Source organism: Mesorhizobium sp. G2-6-1 (assembly GCF_055809095.1).
In genome coordinates, this window is the sequence record NZ_CM147896.1 from 3,805,312 (window position 1) to 3,820,980 (window position 15,669).

Annotated in this window: 11 protein-coding genes and 1 pseudogene; 6 read left to right on the top strand and 6 right to left on the bottom strand. The window is 54.6% G+C overall.

What is annotated here, in order from left to right; translation table 11 throughout:
• The first annotated feature begins 118 nt into the window (after positions 1–118).
• The 3 genes from AC0L7S_RS18430 to AC0L7S_RS18440 all read left to right on the top strand — a co-directional run bounded on the left by AC0L7S_RS18430 (position 119) and on the right by AC0L7S_RS18440 (position 4,482).
• Positions 119–898, top strand: coding sequence for an SDR family oxidoreductase (locus tag AC0L7S_RS18430; RefSeq protein ID WP_473472326.1), 780 nt, complete (start codon positions 119–121; stop codon positions 896–898).
• A gap of 52 nt (positions 899–950) precedes the next feature.
• Positions 951–3,305 (top strand): NADP-dependent malic enzyme, encoded by a 2,355-nt coding sequence (locus AC0L7S_RS18435; protein ID WP_473472327.1) that lies wholly within the window; start codon positions 951–953, stop codon positions 3,303–3,305.
• Positions 3,306–3,384: 79 nt separating this feature from the next.
• Positions 3,385–4,482 (top strand): DUF2865 domain-containing protein, encoded by a 1,098-nt coding sequence (locus AC0L7S_RS18440; protein WP_473472328.1) that lies wholly within the window; start codon positions 3,385–3,387, stop codon positions 4,480–4,482.
• Here AC0L7S_RS18440 and gltX read toward each other — a convergent pair.
• The 3 genes and pseudogenes from gltX to AC0L7S_RS18455 form a co-directional block, all read right to left on the bottom strand.
• A pseudogene (gene gltX / locus AC0L7S_RS18445) lies at positions 4,400–5,772 on the bottom strand (glutamate--tRNA ligase). The gene AC0L7S_RS18440 and the pseudogene gltX overlap by 83 nt on opposite strands.
• Positions 5,769–7,013 (bottom strand): MFS transporter, encoded by a 1,245-nt coding sequence (locus tag AC0L7S_RS18450; RefSeq protein WP_473472329.1) that lies wholly within the window; start codon positions 7,011–7,013, stop codon positions 5,769–5,771. The pseudogene gltX and the gene AC0L7S_RS18450 overlap by 4 nt, the downstream one beginning before the upstream one ends.
• A 68-nt stretch (positions 7,014–7,081) precedes the next feature.
• Positions 7,082–8,764, bottom strand: coding sequence for an NAD+ synthase (locus tag AC0L7S_RS18455; RefSeq protein ID WP_473472330.1), 1,683 nt, complete (start codon positions 8,762–8,764; stop codon positions 7,082–7,084).
• 152 nt (positions 8,765–8,916) lie between these two features.
• Here AC0L7S_RS18455 and AC0L7S_RS18460 point away from each other — a divergent pair, with 152 nt between their 5' ends.
• Positions 8,917–9,489, top strand: a complete 573-nt coding sequence (locus AC0L7S_RS18460) for a DUF1003 domain-containing protein (RefSeq protein ID WP_473472331.1) — start codon at positions 8,917–8,919, stop codon at positions 9,487–9,489.
• A gap of 62 nt (positions 9,490–9,551) precedes the next feature.
• On the opposite strand, the gene AC0L7S_RS18465 is transcribed toward AC0L7S_RS18460, so the two are convergent.
• Both AC0L7S_RS18465 and AC0L7S_RS18470 read right to left on the bottom strand, forming a co-directional pair.
• Positions 9,552–9,911, bottom strand: coding sequence for a diacylglycerol kinase (locus AC0L7S_RS18465; protein WP_473474362.1), 360 nt, complete (start codon positions 9,909–9,911; stop codon positions 9,552–9,554).
• An 81-nt stretch (positions 9,912–9,992) separates the two neighbouring features.
• Complete coding sequence (locus AC0L7S_RS18470) at positions 9,993–10,412, bottom strand: GFA family protein (protein WP_473472333.1); 420 nt, start codon at positions 10,410–10,412, stop codon at positions 9,993–9,995.
• A gap of 379 nt (positions 10,413–10,791) precedes the next feature.
• Here AC0L7S_RS18470 and AC0L7S_RS18475 point away from each other — a divergent pair, with 379 nt between their 5' ends.
• Positions 10,792–11,799, top strand: coding sequence for a GGDEF domain-containing protein (locus AC0L7S_RS18475; protein ID WP_473472334.1), 1,008 nt, complete (start codon positions 10,792–10,794; stop codon positions 11,797–11,799).
• 86 nt (positions 11,800–11,885) lie between these two features.
• On the opposite strand, the gene AC0L7S_RS18480 is transcribed toward AC0L7S_RS18475, so the two are convergent.
• Positions 11,886–13,259, bottom strand: a complete 1,374-nt coding sequence (locus tag AC0L7S_RS18480) for a class II 3-deoxy-7-phosphoheptulonate synthase (protein ID WP_473472335.1) — start codon at positions 13,257–13,259, stop codon at positions 11,886–11,888.
• Positions 13,260–13,687: 428 nt separating this feature from the next.
• On the opposite strand from AC0L7S_RS18480, the gene AC0L7S_RS18485 reads away from it, so the two are divergent.
• Positions 13,688–15,574: an ABC transporter ATP-binding protein/permease gene (locus AC0L7S_RS18485; protein ID WP_473474363.1), complete on the top strand. Its 1,887-nt coding sequence runs from the start codon at positions 13,688–13,690 to the stop codon at positions 15,572–15,574.
• Positions 15,575–15,669: the final 95 nt, after the last annotated feature.

Consider the following 15,669-nt stretch of genomic DNA (forward strand, 5'->3'; position numbering starts at 1 on the left):
TCATGCATGTCGTTGTCTGAAAACTCGCTGCACACTTTTGGGCGACGTGCATTAATGACGGTTGCGATTGATCCGGCATGAAGGGTAACTTGCTGGCGAATAATGGAGAATCTGAAGCATGGATCTTGGCATAAGTGGGAAAAAGGCGATCATCTGCGCATCAAGCAAGGGGCTTGGACGCGGATGTGCGATGGCATTGGCGGAAGCTGGATGCGAATTGGTGGTCAATGGGCGCGATGCCGCTGTTCTTGCAAAAACCGCTTCTGATTTACGCGAGCGATTTGGCGTAAGCGTGAGTGAGGTCGTCGGAGATGTCTCACAACCGGATATTCAAAAGAAGATTCTGGACGCCTGTCCGAACCCCGATATTCTGGTCAACAACAATGGCGGCCCTCCTTTTCGAGATTTTCGCGAACTGGACCGTGAAAAAATATTGGCCGGCGTCACCCAGAATATGGTGACACCGATAGAACTCATCAAAGCCGTCATCGATGGAATGGCCGAGCGTGGTTTCGGGCGTATCGTCAACATCACGTCCCTGTCAGTTTACGCGCCAATTCCGGGTCTGGATCTGTCCTCAGGTGCACGCGCGGGCCTTACCTCGTTCCTCGCCGGGGTCGCGCGAACAGTGATAGACCGCAATGTAACGATCAATAACATCATGCCTGGAAAACTCGATACCGACCGGCTACGCGGCCCCCATGAACCGGGCTCTATCGAGGATGCCGAAGCTGCAACCGCCCGCAAGAACCGCTTGAGCGCCAATATCCCGGCAAAGCGCCTCGGGACACCGGAAGAGTTCGGGCAGATTTGTGCATTTTTATGCTCGACACATGCCGGTTACATGACCGGGCAAAGCATTCCGGTCGATGGCGGTCTTTACGTCAGCGCCTTTTAATCGCGCCATGATACAAGCCCGCTGAATGAAGATGCGAGGGGGAGTTGACCTGATGAAAGGCGACAACAAGAAGCCGGTGCGCTCGGAACTGGATGAGGCGGCACTGTTCTTTCATAAATACCCGATACCGGGCAAACTTGAAATTCAGGCCACCAAACCTCTCGGCAATCAACGCGATCTTGCACTTGCTTATTCACCGGGCGTTGCTGCGCCTTGCCTCGCGATCAAGGACGAGCCTGCCACGGCAGCCGACTACACCGCCAGATCCAATCTTGTCGGCGTGGTGACGAATGGCACCGCTGTTCTGGGTTTGGGCAATATAGGGCCGCTCGCTTCCAAGCCTGTCATGGAAGGCAAAGCCGTCCTGTTCAAGAAATTCGCGGGCATCGACGTTTTCGATATCGAGATCGACGCGCCAAAGATTGAGGAGATGGTCGCAACAATTTCGGCGCTGGAACCAACCTTTGGTGGCATAAATCTGGAGGATATCAAAGCGCCGGAATGTTTTGAGGTGGAAGAACAGCTCAAGGCACGCATGAACATTCCGGTTTTTCATGACGACCAGCACGGCACTGCCATTATCGTTGCGGCGGCAATTCTCAATGGGCTGGAATTTGCCGGCAAGGCCATTGAAGACATCAAGATCGTTACGTCTGGTGCGGGCGCAGCCGCATTGGCCTGCCTCAATCTTCTTGTCTCGCTCGGTGCCCGCATCGAGAATATCTGGGTCACGGATCGCTTCGGCGTCGCCTATAAGGGCCGCACCGAAGAGATGGACAGGTGGAAAGATCCATACGTCAAAGACACGAAGGCGCGCACTCTGGCCGACGTCCTGCCCGGTGCCGATGTCTTCCTCGGGCTTTCGGCAGCGGGTGTGCTGAAGCCGGAACTGCTCAAACTGATGGCTGAAAAGCCGCTGGTACTGGCACTCGCCAACCCGACGCCCGAGATCATGCCTGAAGTTGCGCGCGCGGCGCGCCCCGACGCGATGATCTGCACCGGCAGGTCTGATTTTCCCAATCAGGTCAACAACGTGCTTTGTTTTCCATACATTTTTCGCGGAGCACTCGACTGTGGCGCCAGGGCCATCAACGAAGAGATGAAAATGGCGGCGGTAAGAGCTATTGCCGCCCTGGCGCGCGAGGAACCATCAGATGTGGCCGCGCGCGCCTACACCACGGAAACGCCCGTATTCGGTCCCGATTTCCTGATCCCCTCGCCTTTTGATCCACGCCTCATTCTCAGAATTGCGCCTGCGGTTGCCAAGGCCGCGTGCGACACCGGTGTCGCCACGCGTCCGATCACCGACATGGGTGCCTATATCGACAAACTGAACAGGTTCGTATTCCGATCCGGGCTCGTCATGAAGCCTGTGTTTTCGGCGGCGAAGGCCTCGAATGCCAAAAGGGTGATCTACGCCGATGGTGAAGACGAAAGGGTTCTGCGTGCAACGCAGGTCGTTATAGAAGAAGGCATTGCGCGGCCAATTCTCATTGGACGGCCGCATGTCATCGAAGTCAGGCTCAAGCGCCACGGCTTGCGAATAAAAGCAGGAACCGACTTTGAACTCATCAATCCCGAAGAAGATCCGCGCTATCGCCATTATGTCGACCTTCTGATCGAACTCGCCGGGCGGCGCGGCATCACGCAAGAAGCGGCGCGCACAATGGTGCGCACCGACAGTACAGTGATTGCAGCACTTGCTCTGAAACGCGGTGACGCAGACGCAATGTTGTGTGGTCTTGAGGGGCGATTCAACAAGCATTTGCGAAATGTTTCGCTGATCGTCGGGCCGCGTTCCGGCGTCAGGGAACGGCATATGTCGACGCTTTCAATGCTGATTTCGCAGCGAGGAATCACCTTTTTCACCGACACATATGTGACGGTCGATCCGAGCGCGGAGGAAATCGCTGAAATGACCGTGCTGGCGGCGGAAGAAATCCGGCGCTTTGGCATCGAGCCGAAGGCTGCTCTCCTGTCGCACTCCGATTTCGGTTCGCTCGACACGCCAAGCGCGCAGAAAATGCGATGTGCTGCCGAATTCATCGCAAAACTGGCGCCCGATCTGGAATGCGATGGTGAGATGAACGCCGATTCGGCGCTGTCGTCACAGTTGCGTCAACGCGTCTATCCTCATTCGCGCCTCAAGGGTGAAGCAAACCTGCTGGTCTTCCCCACTCTGGATTCGGCCAACATCGCCATGAACATGGTCAAGCAAATGATGGATGCCCTTCATGTTGGTCCAATCCTGCTTGGCGCGGACATGCCAGCCCACATCCTGACTGCCTCCGTCACGTCGCGCGGGGTCGTCAATATGACCGCATTGGCCGTCGTGGAAGCCGCACAGAAAGCACAGGCAACGCTTGGTCTGGTCCAGCCATCGGGCCACGCAAGGGTTGAAAACTAAAGAAATAGTTAACCAGTGAAGCGATAGGTTTTATCTCTGGAACCGGTGGTCGTGGCAAATGAATGCGTCGGATAGGAAGATGAGGCTTGCGATTGCCGCACTTCTTGGTGCCGCTGCTTTGTGCGCACCGTTTCAGGCCAGCGCCGCATCACGCGCGTGTCGGCAGCTTGAGGCGCGCCTTTCGGGGGCGTCAGGCAACGGCAAGCCAGCCTTGCTGCGGAAATACGATTCGGCAATTGACCGCCAAGCACGCGAAATCGACAAAACACAGCGGCAGACACGCCATGCCGGATGCGGCTTTTCGCTTTTTAGCCGCAACGTCAATCAATGTGCGGCGCTCAATAACACGCTTGATCGGATGAACAGCAATCTCGACGACCTGCAACGCAAGCGATCCCGGCTTGCAGGCGGTGCTGGGCGGGTTGAGCGCAGCCGCATTCTAGCCGCGCTCAAAGCCAGGGGATGCAGAGAAGAACCCGTGGCAGTTACCCGCGAGGTCACGCGTCCTGCCGAAACACCCGACGATGAAAATAAGCGGCAGCGCGACGAATTGGCGGAATATATACGCACCGATCATGGCTCCACCGGTGGAAAGGTGATTATTCGGAGAAGCGGCAGGAGTTTCTTGCCGTCTGGTGGTCAATACAAGACCATGTGTGTACGGACCTGCGATGGGTATTTTTTCCCAATGTCTTCAGCCTCTTCCGTCGGTGACTTCCAGCGCGACCAGAGTAGATGTGAAGCGGCGTGTCCTGGCACCGAAATTCAGATGTTTTATTCGGACGGGGTGAGCGACGATACGGCAAATATGACATCGGCGGTGACCGGCAGCCCCTATGGAGACCTGGCGAACGCCTATGTTTACAAGCGGCTGGACATACCCAGAGAACCGAATTGCGCCTGCGGCGGCGTGGCGCAAGACTCCTCCTTTATCGGTGACGACGCATCGACCGTGCAGCGCCCGCAATATTCGACAAAATCGACATCTTCGATCATCGACATGCGCCCGGCACTGCCTGCCACGGATGCCGATGCCAGCTCGCGAGAAGCGCCATCCGAAGCGGATACGAAAGTGCCCGACAAGGACCGAAAGGTCAGGGTCGTCGGGCCAACGTTCCTTCCCGCCCCACGAGAGGCAACAGGTCTGCAAGCTCCGGCCCCGAAGACAAGCCGGTAAGCGCCAGCCGAAGTGGCGCAAACAGGGCTTTTCCCTTGCGACCCGTGGCTTCCTTGATGGCAGCAGTCCAGGTTTTCCAAATCGTTGCGTCCCAAGGTTCAGGCGGCAAGGTATCGAACGCCAGACGCAGGAATTCGCGATCTTCATCCGAGAAGTCCGGCGCAGTCTGTGCCCCTTCATTGATAATTCGCCACCACAGGACAGCATCCGACAGTCTGTCGAGATTGCCACGCACCGCATTCCAGAACGCTTCGGCGCGATCATCGGATATGCCAAGCACTATCAGTCGATCACGCGCCTGGGGAAAGACAGATGGTGAAGCAAAGTCCGGTTGAGAATCAGAAGTTCATCGGGATCGAATTTGGCTGCGGATTTTGAAGTTGCCGCCGGATCGAAAAGATCTGCCAGTTCCGCCATATCGGAAACGGCCTGGACGCTGGCAGAGGTTCCAATCAATACGGAAAGCGAGGCAACCGCCATCGGTTCGATGCCATCTTCACGCAAACTTCCGATCGATAGTGAGCCGGTTCTCTTGGACAGGCCCTCGCCCGTTGTCGTGGTCAATAAATTGTGGTGTCCGAAAACGGGAGGCTCAGCACCTAGCGATCTGAACAACGCCAATTGCACGCCGGTATTGGTGACATGATCATCGCCGCGAATGATATGGGTAATCCCCATGTCGATGTCGTCTAGCACAGAGGGCAACGTATAGAGATAGGTGCCATCTTCGCGAACCAGAACAGGATCGGACAGCGATGCAAGATCGACCGTTTCCTCATCGCGCACCAGATCCGCCCAGTGAATATCCGTGCGTTCAGGCTCTTGTGGATCGGATTTGAAATTTGGCAGCAGAAAGCGCCAATGCGGTGTACGGCCTTGTGATTGGTAGTCGCCGATCTGTTTTTTCGTCAGGGTCAAGGCTTCACGCCCATAGACGGGCGGAAGGCCACGGGTGCGACGAACTTTACGACGCAGATCAAGTTCCTCGGGCGTTTCATAGCAGGGGTAGAGAACGCCTGCCGCCTTCAACCTGTCGACAGCCGCGTCATACATCTCGACGCGCTTCGACTGATATTCGGTAGCGTCCTGAAAAATACCCAGCCAGTTCAAATCATAGAGAATGGTGTCGGCATATTCCTGTTTTGAACGTGCAACATCGGTATCGTCGAACCGTTGGACGAACCGGCCTTTGTGCTTTTGCGCAAACAGCCAATTGAACAACGCCGTGCGGGCATTGCCGATATGGATGCGACCGGTGGGTGATGGGGCGAAGCGGACGGTGACTGTCATATCTGGGGCGTAACGGATGCTTGATTGGTTGACAAGGCGCGCGCCCGCACGTTGCGTGACACATAAAACATCACGACAGAGATAAACAGGCAGTACAAGCCCATCACGATGATCTGGCCGGGAAAACTTACTCCTGTGTCGATCAGATATCCCGTCAAGCCTGGACCTATGGCCGATGCAAGCACCATGATGGCAACGACAAGTGCGCGAATCGAACCGAGATGCCTGACCCCATACAATTCAGGCCAGAGCGCCCCGGACAGGGTGGAAGAAAAGCCATTGGAAATGCCGAGCAGTCCCATGAAGGCAAATGCGCTCCATTGGCCCTGAAAACTGCCAAGTACGAGACAGGCCGCCGCCATCGGCAAGAGAAAGCCCGGCAAGAGTGCGACCCCGGAAAAACGGTCGATCAAATAGCCCGCAACGAGGGAGAAAATGATGGTTGTCGTCGCGCTGAGAGTGAATGCGGAGGCAAACAGTTCCAATGACCACCCCCGCAGATCGACAAGGTAGATCTGGTGAAACATGATGGTGGTGGAAATGAACGCCGGTGCCATTACGCCGAGCAGCATCATGTAGAAAATCGGATCGCGCAGTACCTCAGCCCTTGTCCAGTCTCTTGCGCTGGACAGGCGCGGAACAGGGTCAGAAGATTTTGGCGCGCGTTCAACGCCAACCAGAAGAGCAATCGCGGGAAATGCTATCAGCAAAAGAAATGCCGTGCCCAACAACCATGTGCTGCGCCACCCGACCACCGCTGCAAAGCCGACAAAGATCAAAGGAAATGAAGCCTCTCCCACGTTTTGTCCAAGCGATACGAGGGATATCGCGCGACCACGTTGCGCCGAAAACCAGCGGCCCATTGCAGTCAAGGATGTGTGAGTCATCATCCCCTGTCCGAACAGACGCAGCAGATAGACCGTTACAAACAAAAGTGCGACGTTGTGTGACATCGCCATCAGGACGGTCGCGAAAGCGAGCATGGGAACAATGAGCAGCGTAACTTTGGATGCGCTGCGTCGATCCACGATCTGTCCCAGGCGAGGCAACGTCAGCGCGCTGGCCAAGGTGGCGAGCATGTACAACATGCCAAAGCCGCCATTGGTCAAACCGTATTCGTCTCGAATATGGCCGGCCGAAAGCGAAATGAAGTAGGTTTGGCCGAAAGCCGAGAAATACGTCATGAGAAAGCCGCCACCGATCCAGCGGGCATTTTCCCTGAGAAACCTGTAAATCTGCATGGTCAATTCACCTCAAAGGCGGTGGTGCGCTTGGTCGCCCACCTTTGCGTCAAGCGCGCGGTACATTGTTATCCGCGATCCCTGAACCTGTTGGTGATTGGATAGCGCCTGTCCCGTCCAAAATTCTTTTTGGTGATCTTGACGCCAGGCGCTGCCTGTCGGCGCTTGTATTCGGCAATATAAAGGAGGTGCTCGATACGGCTCACCGTTTCCAGATCATGCCCGCGCGCCACGATCTCATCGACCCCCATCTCGTTTTCGACAAGGCACTCGAGAATGTCGTCGAGAACCGGATAGGGTGGTAGTGAATCCTGATCGGTCTGATTTTCGCGTAATTCTGCAGATGGCGCCTTATCGATGATGTTATGCGGGATAACTTCGCCAGATGGTCCGAGAGCGCCGGGTGGCACATGGGTATTGCGCCACCGTGAAAGCGCATAGACCTGCATCTTGTAGAGGTCCTTGATAGGATTGAACCCACCATTCATATCGCCGTACAGCGTTGCGTAGCCGACAGACATCTCGCTCTTGTTGCCGGTTGTAACGACCATCGAGCCAAATTTGTTTGAAACCGCCATGAGAACGGTTCCGCGCGTGCGCGACTGGAGATTTTCCTCTGTGATGCCTTCCTCGGTGCCTGCAAAAAGCTGCGTCAATGCATGCAGGAACCCTTCAACGGGTTCTGCGATCGGTACGATTTCGTATCGGCAGCCAAGCGCGCGGGCACAATCTTCGGCGTCTTTGAGCGAATCCTTTGACGTATAGCGATACGGCATCATGACCGCCCGCAAGCGTTCTTCGCCAAGCGCATCCACGGCCAATGCCGCACAAATGGCAGAATCGATACCACCCGACAGACCAAGAACAACGTTCTTGAAGCCGTTCTTGTTCACATAGTCGCGTAAGCCAAGCATACAGGCACGATAATCCGCCTCCTGTGCTTCGGGAATTTTCGACATCGGCCCCGCCGAACAAACCCAACCGGCGTCCGTGCGCTTCCAAGTCGCGACCGCGACAGCCTCTTCAAACTGGCTCATCTGAAAGGCCAAAGCCTTGTTTGCGCCTATCGCAAAGGAAGCGCCGTCAAAAACCAGTTCGTCCTGCCCGCCCAACTGGTTGGCATAGATCATCGGAAGGCCGGATTCGATGACCTGTTTGATTACAACCTGATGGCGAACATCGACCTTGCCGCGGTAATAAGGTGAGCCGTTTGGCACCAGAAGGATTTCGGCACCGCTTTCGGCAAGCGTTTCGCTGACGCCCAACTCCCCCCAAATATCTTCGCAGATGGGAATGCCAAGACGCACGCCGCGATAGTTGACCGGCCCCGAAATATCAGGCCCAGCCTGAAACACGCGCTTTTCGTCGAACTCGCCATAATTTGGAAGGTCAATCTTGTGGCGTTCGGCAATGACTTTGCCACCATCTGCAACAACCACGGAATTGTGGGTGCCGCTTTCGCGTTTCAATGGCGTGCCGATGATGATCCCCGGCCCGTTATCGGCGGTGTCCCTGGCCAGCTCGTCGGTGGCTTGCTCACAGGCTTTCAAAAACGCTGGCTTCAAAACCAGATCTTCAGGCGGATAGCCGGCAATGAAGAGTTCAGTGAAAAGCACGATATCCGCGCCTTGCCGGGCGGCATCGGCCCGCGCCTGACGGGCCTTGGCCAGATTGCCGGCAATGTCACCAACCGTTGGATTGAGTTGAGCTACCGCGATGCGTAGCGTATCGGGGATATTCTTCTTCGTCATGTCAGCGGTTTAGCGTGAGGCACCCGAACCGGCAATGGTATTCCTGTCCGACGAACGCGAATCGGCTTCTTCGAAATTTAGCGTCAGTCTATTATTGCGATGAAATGGAAAAGAGCATCTTTTCGTCTTGCGATGAGACAATGGAGACATTGATGAACAAGAAGATCGAAGAACTGGCGACCCGCTGGCTGAAACGCAGAGCCGATGGCCTCAGCATATTGGAAAGCCGTGTTTTACAAAGCACGATTGAACGCAATACCATCGCAAAGGATACCAATAAAACCTTTGCGACAAGCCAAACGCTCGGCGACCGCATCGCCGATGGTATTGCCCGGTTTGGCGGCTCCTGGTCCTTTATACTGGGCTTTCTCGCATTTCTGGTAATGTGGACATTTGGCAATGTCTGGCTGTTGGGTCGGGAATCGTTTGATCCCTATCCGTTTATATTCCTCAATCTCATTCTCTCGATGATTGCAGCGTTACAGGCACCGGTCATCATGATGTCGCAAAACCGGCAGTCCGAACGCGACCGCATTGATGCCGCCCACGACTATGAGGTCAATTTGAAAGCGGAGATCGAAATCATGGCTCTCCACGAAAAGCTCGATGACATGCGCCACAGCCAGATACTCGACATGCACGCCGAGATTTCCCGGATTGCCGAACAGATCAACCGCATCGACCTGCGGATCTCAGAACAACAAGGTTCCGCCAAGCCGGGATAATCATCGAAACGACCCATAAAATGGCGCGCGGGAACGTGTACGATTTTACTGTCTGCGGGGCCTTAAATTGGAAATCCAGTGAAGCGCTCGATGAGCGCGATACCCCAGACACCCACAGCCAGCACGACCGCAATCAGCACGGCAAGTGACCCGCAATCCTTGGCCAATTGAATGTCAATATTGTAATCTCGGCTGACGGCATCGCAGGTTGCTTCAATGCCTGTGTTCAATACCTCAACCAGGATAAGCAAGAGCAGTGCCGCAATAAGCAGCGCAAAACCGCTCCATGATGACGAGAGCAACCAACCCACAGGGATAGCAATCAACAAGAGAATAAGCTCCTCCTGAAAAGCCGCCTCGTTACTCGCCAGCGTGCGAAAAGCGCGTAGCGAGTTGTGAAAAGCGTCGATCAACCGCTTCATCAATTGTCCCTTTTGAATTTCTCGAAACAGAACCTGCAACGTCAGACTGAACGACGAAACGATGTGCTTATCAGGCACATGTCACGCCTTCGCAACCTGAATTGAGGCCGATGAACCATCAAATTGCGGCAAACCATCGTCGAGCCGATAATAATCCCCCTTGTCACCAACAAAGATGTGGCTTTCAGCCTTCAGACCTGTGGGGTTGTCAAATGCCCCGGCCATAACAGAAATTGTGGCAAGGTCATTGTGTTTCCAAAATAAAAGTGACCCGCACACGCTGCAAAACCCTCTTCTGGCATCAGCCGATGCTTTATACCATGTAATCCGCTCTCCGCCTTTAATGGATATATCCATGTCTTTGACATTCGTGGCGGCCACGTAATGTCCGCTCTGCTTACGACATTGAGTACAATGACAATAAACAACATCGCGTAATGAACCTTGCACCTTGAAGTGAACTGCCCCGCACAAACACCCGCCACTACGTAATTTGCTCATCTTAGAACCTCGAGATGTATTGAATCTGTCAGGAAGATTTCATGTCATCAGGGCCAATGATTGAACAGATGCGACATCGACTGTGTTTCTTGGGCGAATAAAACCACGCTACCGAAACGGCCTGCAAATAATAAAAATTGCTTCAAATGCACGAAATTAAGGAAACTTTAGCCAAAACCCGTCTATCACTCGACTATGAAGATTGCTTTTGGGGCGCGGTCTTCACGCATGGCTTTAACTGAACAGATGCGCTCTCCGACCGGTCGTCTTTGCGCTCGAAAGCGTATGCCGACCTCAATGGGCAAATGGGTCATCCATGCAACCGGCAACAGTTTCCCAAGAACCAAGCGTTGATATCGGCACAAGCGTCGCGACAACCATGCGCAAACTAGGCGTTTTAGGTTTGCCTCGAAATTACGAGATATTCTATGAAGCATTCGCTGGTTCCAATCCGGAACTCAGCCTGGCTGTCATTGCCTTGAGCAACAAGCCGACGCAGGACGAACTCGACAAGATCGGCCAGAAGTTCTTTGCACACAACCACGGACAGGGGATTGTCGAACACGCCCGCGACGTGTTGGCCAAAGAACTTGAAGACATTGCCACCCTGCTTCGCAACGAACAATCTCACGTTGAAAAATATGGCAAAATCCTCGACCAAACCGCGGATGGCCTGTCCAACCGCGCGGCGCTGTCGCGTGAGTTGCTCCAAAAAATCGTCGGTGCCATTTCAATTGCCACGACGTCAACAATCGACCACGGGAAGACTGTTGCCACCACGCTCAATGACAAGTCGGCTGAACTCGAAAGCGTCAAGTCGAAGCTTGAAGAATATAAACGCCTCGCCGACACCGACCCATTGTCGCAAATCTGGAACCGGCGCGCGTTCGATAAGGAACTCGCCAAGATTTACAACAGTAACAAGGGTATCTTGTTCAACGCTCTTATCCTTGTCGACATCGATCGGTTCAAGGATATTAACGATCGCTTCGGCCATCCCGTTGGCGACAAGATAATCAGAACTGTTGCGCAGGTTCTCCAGACAAGCGTAAGGCGCGGTGTTTTTGTTGCCCGAACGGGCGGTGAGGAGTTTGCGCTCATTGTGGAAGGTACGAGCGAAGACGTTACCTTTGACATCGCCGAACGCGTGCGCACGGCGATCGAGCAGACGACATACCCCTGCCCCAACTCTGAGGTAGATTACGGCACCGTCACGGTTTCAATTGGACTTTGCATGGCATCCGAGGCTGAAAATCCAGAAGACCTTTATACCAAGGCGGACCTTGCGCTATATCGCTCAAAGGTCAATGGCCGCAACCGCGTGACGCGCCATTCGTCTATGGTTAATCAATCCACCAAAAGCTGGATGCTCTACAAAAAGGACTGACCTACCGGGTTCGATTGCAGGCCGCTTCGCTTTAAAGGCGCCCGCTTGGTCGGACGCCTTTAAAGATCAGAATATCACCACATCGCTCAGCTGTTGACGGCGCGCTTTTCCTGGAGCGGGGCGTTTTTTCTCAACAGATCAGAGACAAGAAATGCCAGTTCTATCGCCTGATCGGCATTCAAACGCGGATCGCAATGCGTATGATAGCGATCCTGCAATTCTTCTGCAGTAATCGCGCGAGCACCGCCGGTGCATTCAGTAACGTTCTTGCCAGTCATCTCAACATGGATGCCGCCAGGATGCGTACCTTCCGCGCGATGCACTTCAAAGAAGGTCTGCACTTCTTTCAAGATGCGGTCAAAGGGGCGCGTTTTGTAGCTCGCGGCCGTAATCGTATTGCCGTGCATGGGATCGCAAGACCACACAACATTGCGGCCTTCCTTCTTCACAGCGCGGACCAGTTTGGGCAGGTGCTCGCTGACCTTGTCAGCACCGAAACGCGCTATCAGTGTCAAGCGGCCAGGTTCATTGTCCGGATCAAGCCGATCAATAAGCTCCAGCAGACCATCTGGCGTGATTGACGGGCCACATTTCAAGCCAAGCGGATTCTTGATACCGCGGCAATACTCGATGTGAGCGTGATCTGACTGGCGGGTACGATCCCCGATCCAGATCATGTGGCCCGACGTTGCATACCAGTCACCAGACGTTGAATCGACGCGAGTCAACGCCTCCTCATAGCCAAGCAGCAAGGCTTCATGGCTGGTGTAGAAATCCGTCTCGCGCAATGCGTGATTGGTTTCCGAGGTGATGCCGACAGCCTTCATGAAGTCGACAGTTTCGGTAATGCGTTGGGCAAGCGATTCGTACTTCTCGCCCTGCGGACTGTCGGAAACAAATCCAAGCATCCAGCGGTGAACGTTTTCCAGACTGGCGTAGCCGCCTTGCGCAAAAGCGCGCAATAGATTGAGAGTCGCGGCGGATTGGCGATATGCCATCACCTGACGCTGCGGATCAGGTATGCGCGCACCTGGATCAAACTCGATGCCATTGATGATGTCGCCACGATAGCTTGGCAGCGTCACATCACCCTTGGTTTCATTGTCCGAGGAGCGCGGCTTGGCAAACTGGCCTGCGACACGGCCAACTTTTACCACGGGCTGCGAGCCGGCAAAGGTCAGCACAACGGACATTTGCAGGAAGACGCGGAAAAAATCACGAATATTATCGGCACCGTGTTCTGCAAAGCTCTCGGCGCAGTCACCGCCTTGCAAGAGAAATGCCTCGCCAGCTGCGACAGCCGCGAGCTGTTTCTTCAACTTGCGTGCCTCACCTGCAAAAACCAACGGCGGGAAGGTCGCGAGCTGATTTTCAATGCTCTTCAGCACATCCATGTCCGGATAGGCTGGCACCTGTTGAATGGGCTTCGCTCTCCAGGACTCCGGGGACCATTTTGTCATCGCCTTACCAATACTCTTTCCTACGGGCACAATAGACCGCTTTTCTCCTATTTAGGGATAGCGGCTCCTTACAGGAAGGCCGCTTTGTATTCTAGTGCGGAATTGATCGCGCCGCACCTGGCTTGGCGCGCGCTTTATCCCTGTCATTGCCCATGCAATTCGACATCTGCGAGCACATCTGGCGTCCCGCGATATCTGCGCAGATCCAATCGCGGCATATCGCTGTTGCAACAACGCAACGCAAAACGGTGCAATCGAGTGCTGTGTGACTAATTTAATAGAAAATGATCAATTGGTGTTACCATCTGTAACAAAGTGAACGAGGTGTGAGCAGGATCGTGATTCGGGTCGCTAGACCGCAAAATTCAATATCGAGACTTTTGCAACGCGGCAGTACTGTAGCGCCCAACTCGACGCCTGTTTCATCAATGCGCAATTTCTGGGGCCTGATGCGGGCCTATTGGTTTAACGACAAATGGCGGGAAGCCTGGACTTTGACGGTATTGGTTGCCGCGCTCACCGCTCTATCCAGCAAGGCCGGCGTGTGGTTTGCCGTCGCATCTGGCGAACTTATCAATTCGATCGCCTATTTTCACGACGCGGCGAACGAGGCGCCACTGGATTCCCTCCTGACAAATGCGGGCATTCTCGTTGCCCTTGTTGTTTTCAAAGACGCTGGCATTACCGGTACGCGCAGTTTTATTTCCGCTACCTTGCACCGAAAGTGGCGCGGTTGGCTGGACAGCCGGTTCAACGAAGCGCTGCTCGACGGCAACCATACGCATTTTCATGCCCAGAATGGCGGGCACTCAGAGACGCCCGACAACATCGATCAACGGGTGCAGGAATCCATCAAGGGCATGACGGGCGGAGCCATTGGTCTGGCAATGGGCATCATGGCGGTTGCCACGTCAATTTTCTTCGTCGGGCAAAAACTGCTTGAGACGTCGACGCAAGTGTATGGTTTTGAGGTTTTCGGCGAGTATGGCAGCGCCATTCTGGCGATGTTGGTGGTGATTGTCTATGTGCCGATCAACACCTTCATTGCGGCCAAACTCGGTGGGCTTCTGGAGCGCCTTTCCATCCGCATGCAGCGGGCAGAAGGCAGCTATCGCGGGGAATTGACGACATTTCTTCGCCGCAGCTTCCATGTGGCGGCGTCGAACGGCGAAAACGTGCAAAGAACTATGCACCGGCGTCTCTATGTCGATATCGACCGTACATGGGCGCGGTTGATCTGGGTCAATGCCGGCTATGGCTCTTTCGAGCGTATCTATAACTTCGTCGGGGCCAGAGTTGTTGCCTACGCGCCGGGTCTTTTGCCCTTCATTCACAATCGGGTCGATCTGAAGGGCTATATAACGGGTGCGGAACTGGTCAATTCACTGATCAGCCAATGCTCCTGGTTTATTCATGTGATGCCGGCAATCGCCACGCTCAAGGCAAACAGCCGCCGCGTCATGGACCTTGCCGAGTCCATTGAAAATGTCCAAAAGCCGGCCGAATTCTACCGCCAGAGCGGGCAATCCGAATTTCGCTACACAAGCCAGAATGCTGTGTTCGGGCTGACAATCCAGAACCTGGAATTGTGTCATCACGGGCATGAAACCGCACCGTTCCTTACCAGCGAACGGCTTCGTTTCCGCAAGGGAGAATGGACGTTCCTCAAGGGAGAATCCGGTTGTGGAAAGACATCGCTGATCAAGGCGCTGAACGGGCTTTGGCCTTATGGACGCGGCACTATCGTTTTCCCTGAAGGGATCAAGAGTCTGTTTGCGGCGCAGGAAGTCAAACTGCCGCAAGTTTCCCTGAAGGAACTGGTTTGCCTGCCGGAAACGCCTTGCGACAAAACGCAAGTCAGTATCGCGGCGGCTCTTCACAAGGCTGGGCTTGGCGAATTCATCGAGAATATGGACGATGAAAGCCGCGCCGGAAAGACCTGGGATCAGTTGCTTTCGGGCGGTCAGAAGCAAAAATTGGTGGTGGCGCGCATTCTGCTGCAACAACCCGGCCTGTTGTTTCTGGACGAGGCCACCGGCGCGCTTGATCCGGAGGGTAAAATCGCATTCCATCAAGCTATCAAGGATAATTGTCCGGACGTCACCGTTATCAGCGTGATGCACGAAGCCGAGCCTCCGAAATCCGCATCGGGCGAAGAATTCTACAACAGCGTGTTGTCGATTTCGGACGGTGTCGCTTCAAAGACGCCTCTGGTCACTCCACTCCCGGCCGAACTGACCACGATCCTCGAACATCCGCAGCCGTCTTTTTACGGTTGGTCACGCATCGGGCGCATCAAGCAAAGGCAGAAATAGCCGAATTGTGTGCGCAAATGTCGATGCACAGTCAGCAATAATTGGGATGAGAGGAAATTCTGGAACCGCCCGTCGGTTCCGTTGAATCAGCACCG

Excerpts from the sequence above, each read along its gene's own strand:
- AC0L7S_RS18430 (WP_473472326.1), top strand. The coding sequence starts at position 119 with ATGGATCTTGGCATAAGTGGGAAAAAGGCGATCATCTGCGCATCAAGC.
- AC0L7S_RS18435 (WP_473472327.1), top strand. The coding sequence starts at position 951 with ATGAAAGGCGACAACAAGAAGCCGGTGCGCTCGGAACTGGATGAGGCG.
- AC0L7S_RS18440 (WP_473472328.1), top strand. The coding sequence starts at position 3,385 with ATGAGGCTTGCGATTGCCGCACTTCTTGGTGCCGCTGCTTTGTGCGCA.
- AC0L7S_RS18450 (WP_473472329.1), bottom strand. The coding sequence starts at position 7,013 with ATGCAGATTTACAGGTTTCTCAGGGAAAATGCCCGCTGGATCGGTGGC.
- AC0L7S_RS18455 (WP_473472330.1), bottom strand. The coding sequence starts at position 8,764 with ATGACGAAGAAGAATATCCCCGATACGCTACGCATCGCGGTAGCTCAA.
- AC0L7S_RS18460 (WP_473472331.1), top strand. The coding sequence starts at position 8,917 with ATGAACAAGAAGATCGAAGAACTGGCGACCCGCTGGCTGAAACGCAGA.
- AC0L7S_RS18465 (WP_473474362.1), bottom strand. The coding sequence starts at position 9,911 with ATGAAGCGGTTGATCGACGCTTTTCACAACTCGCTACGCGCTTTTCGC.
- AC0L7S_RS18470 (WP_473472333.1), bottom strand. The coding sequence starts at position 10,412 with ATGAGCAAATTACGTAGTGGCGGGTGTTTGTGCGGGGCAGTTCACTTC.
- AC0L7S_RS18475 (WP_473472334.1), top strand. The coding sequence starts at position 10,792 with ATGCGCAAACTAGGCGTTTTAGGTTTGCCTCGAAATTACGAGATATTC.
- AC0L7S_RS18480 (WP_473472335.1), bottom strand. The coding sequence starts at position 13,259 with ATGACAAAATGGTCCCCGGAGTCCTGGAGAGCGAAGCCCATTCAACAG.
- AC0L7S_RS18485 (WP_473474363.1), top strand. The coding sequence starts at position 13,688 with ATGCGCAATTTCTGGGGCCTGATGCGGGCCTATTGGTTTAACGACAAA.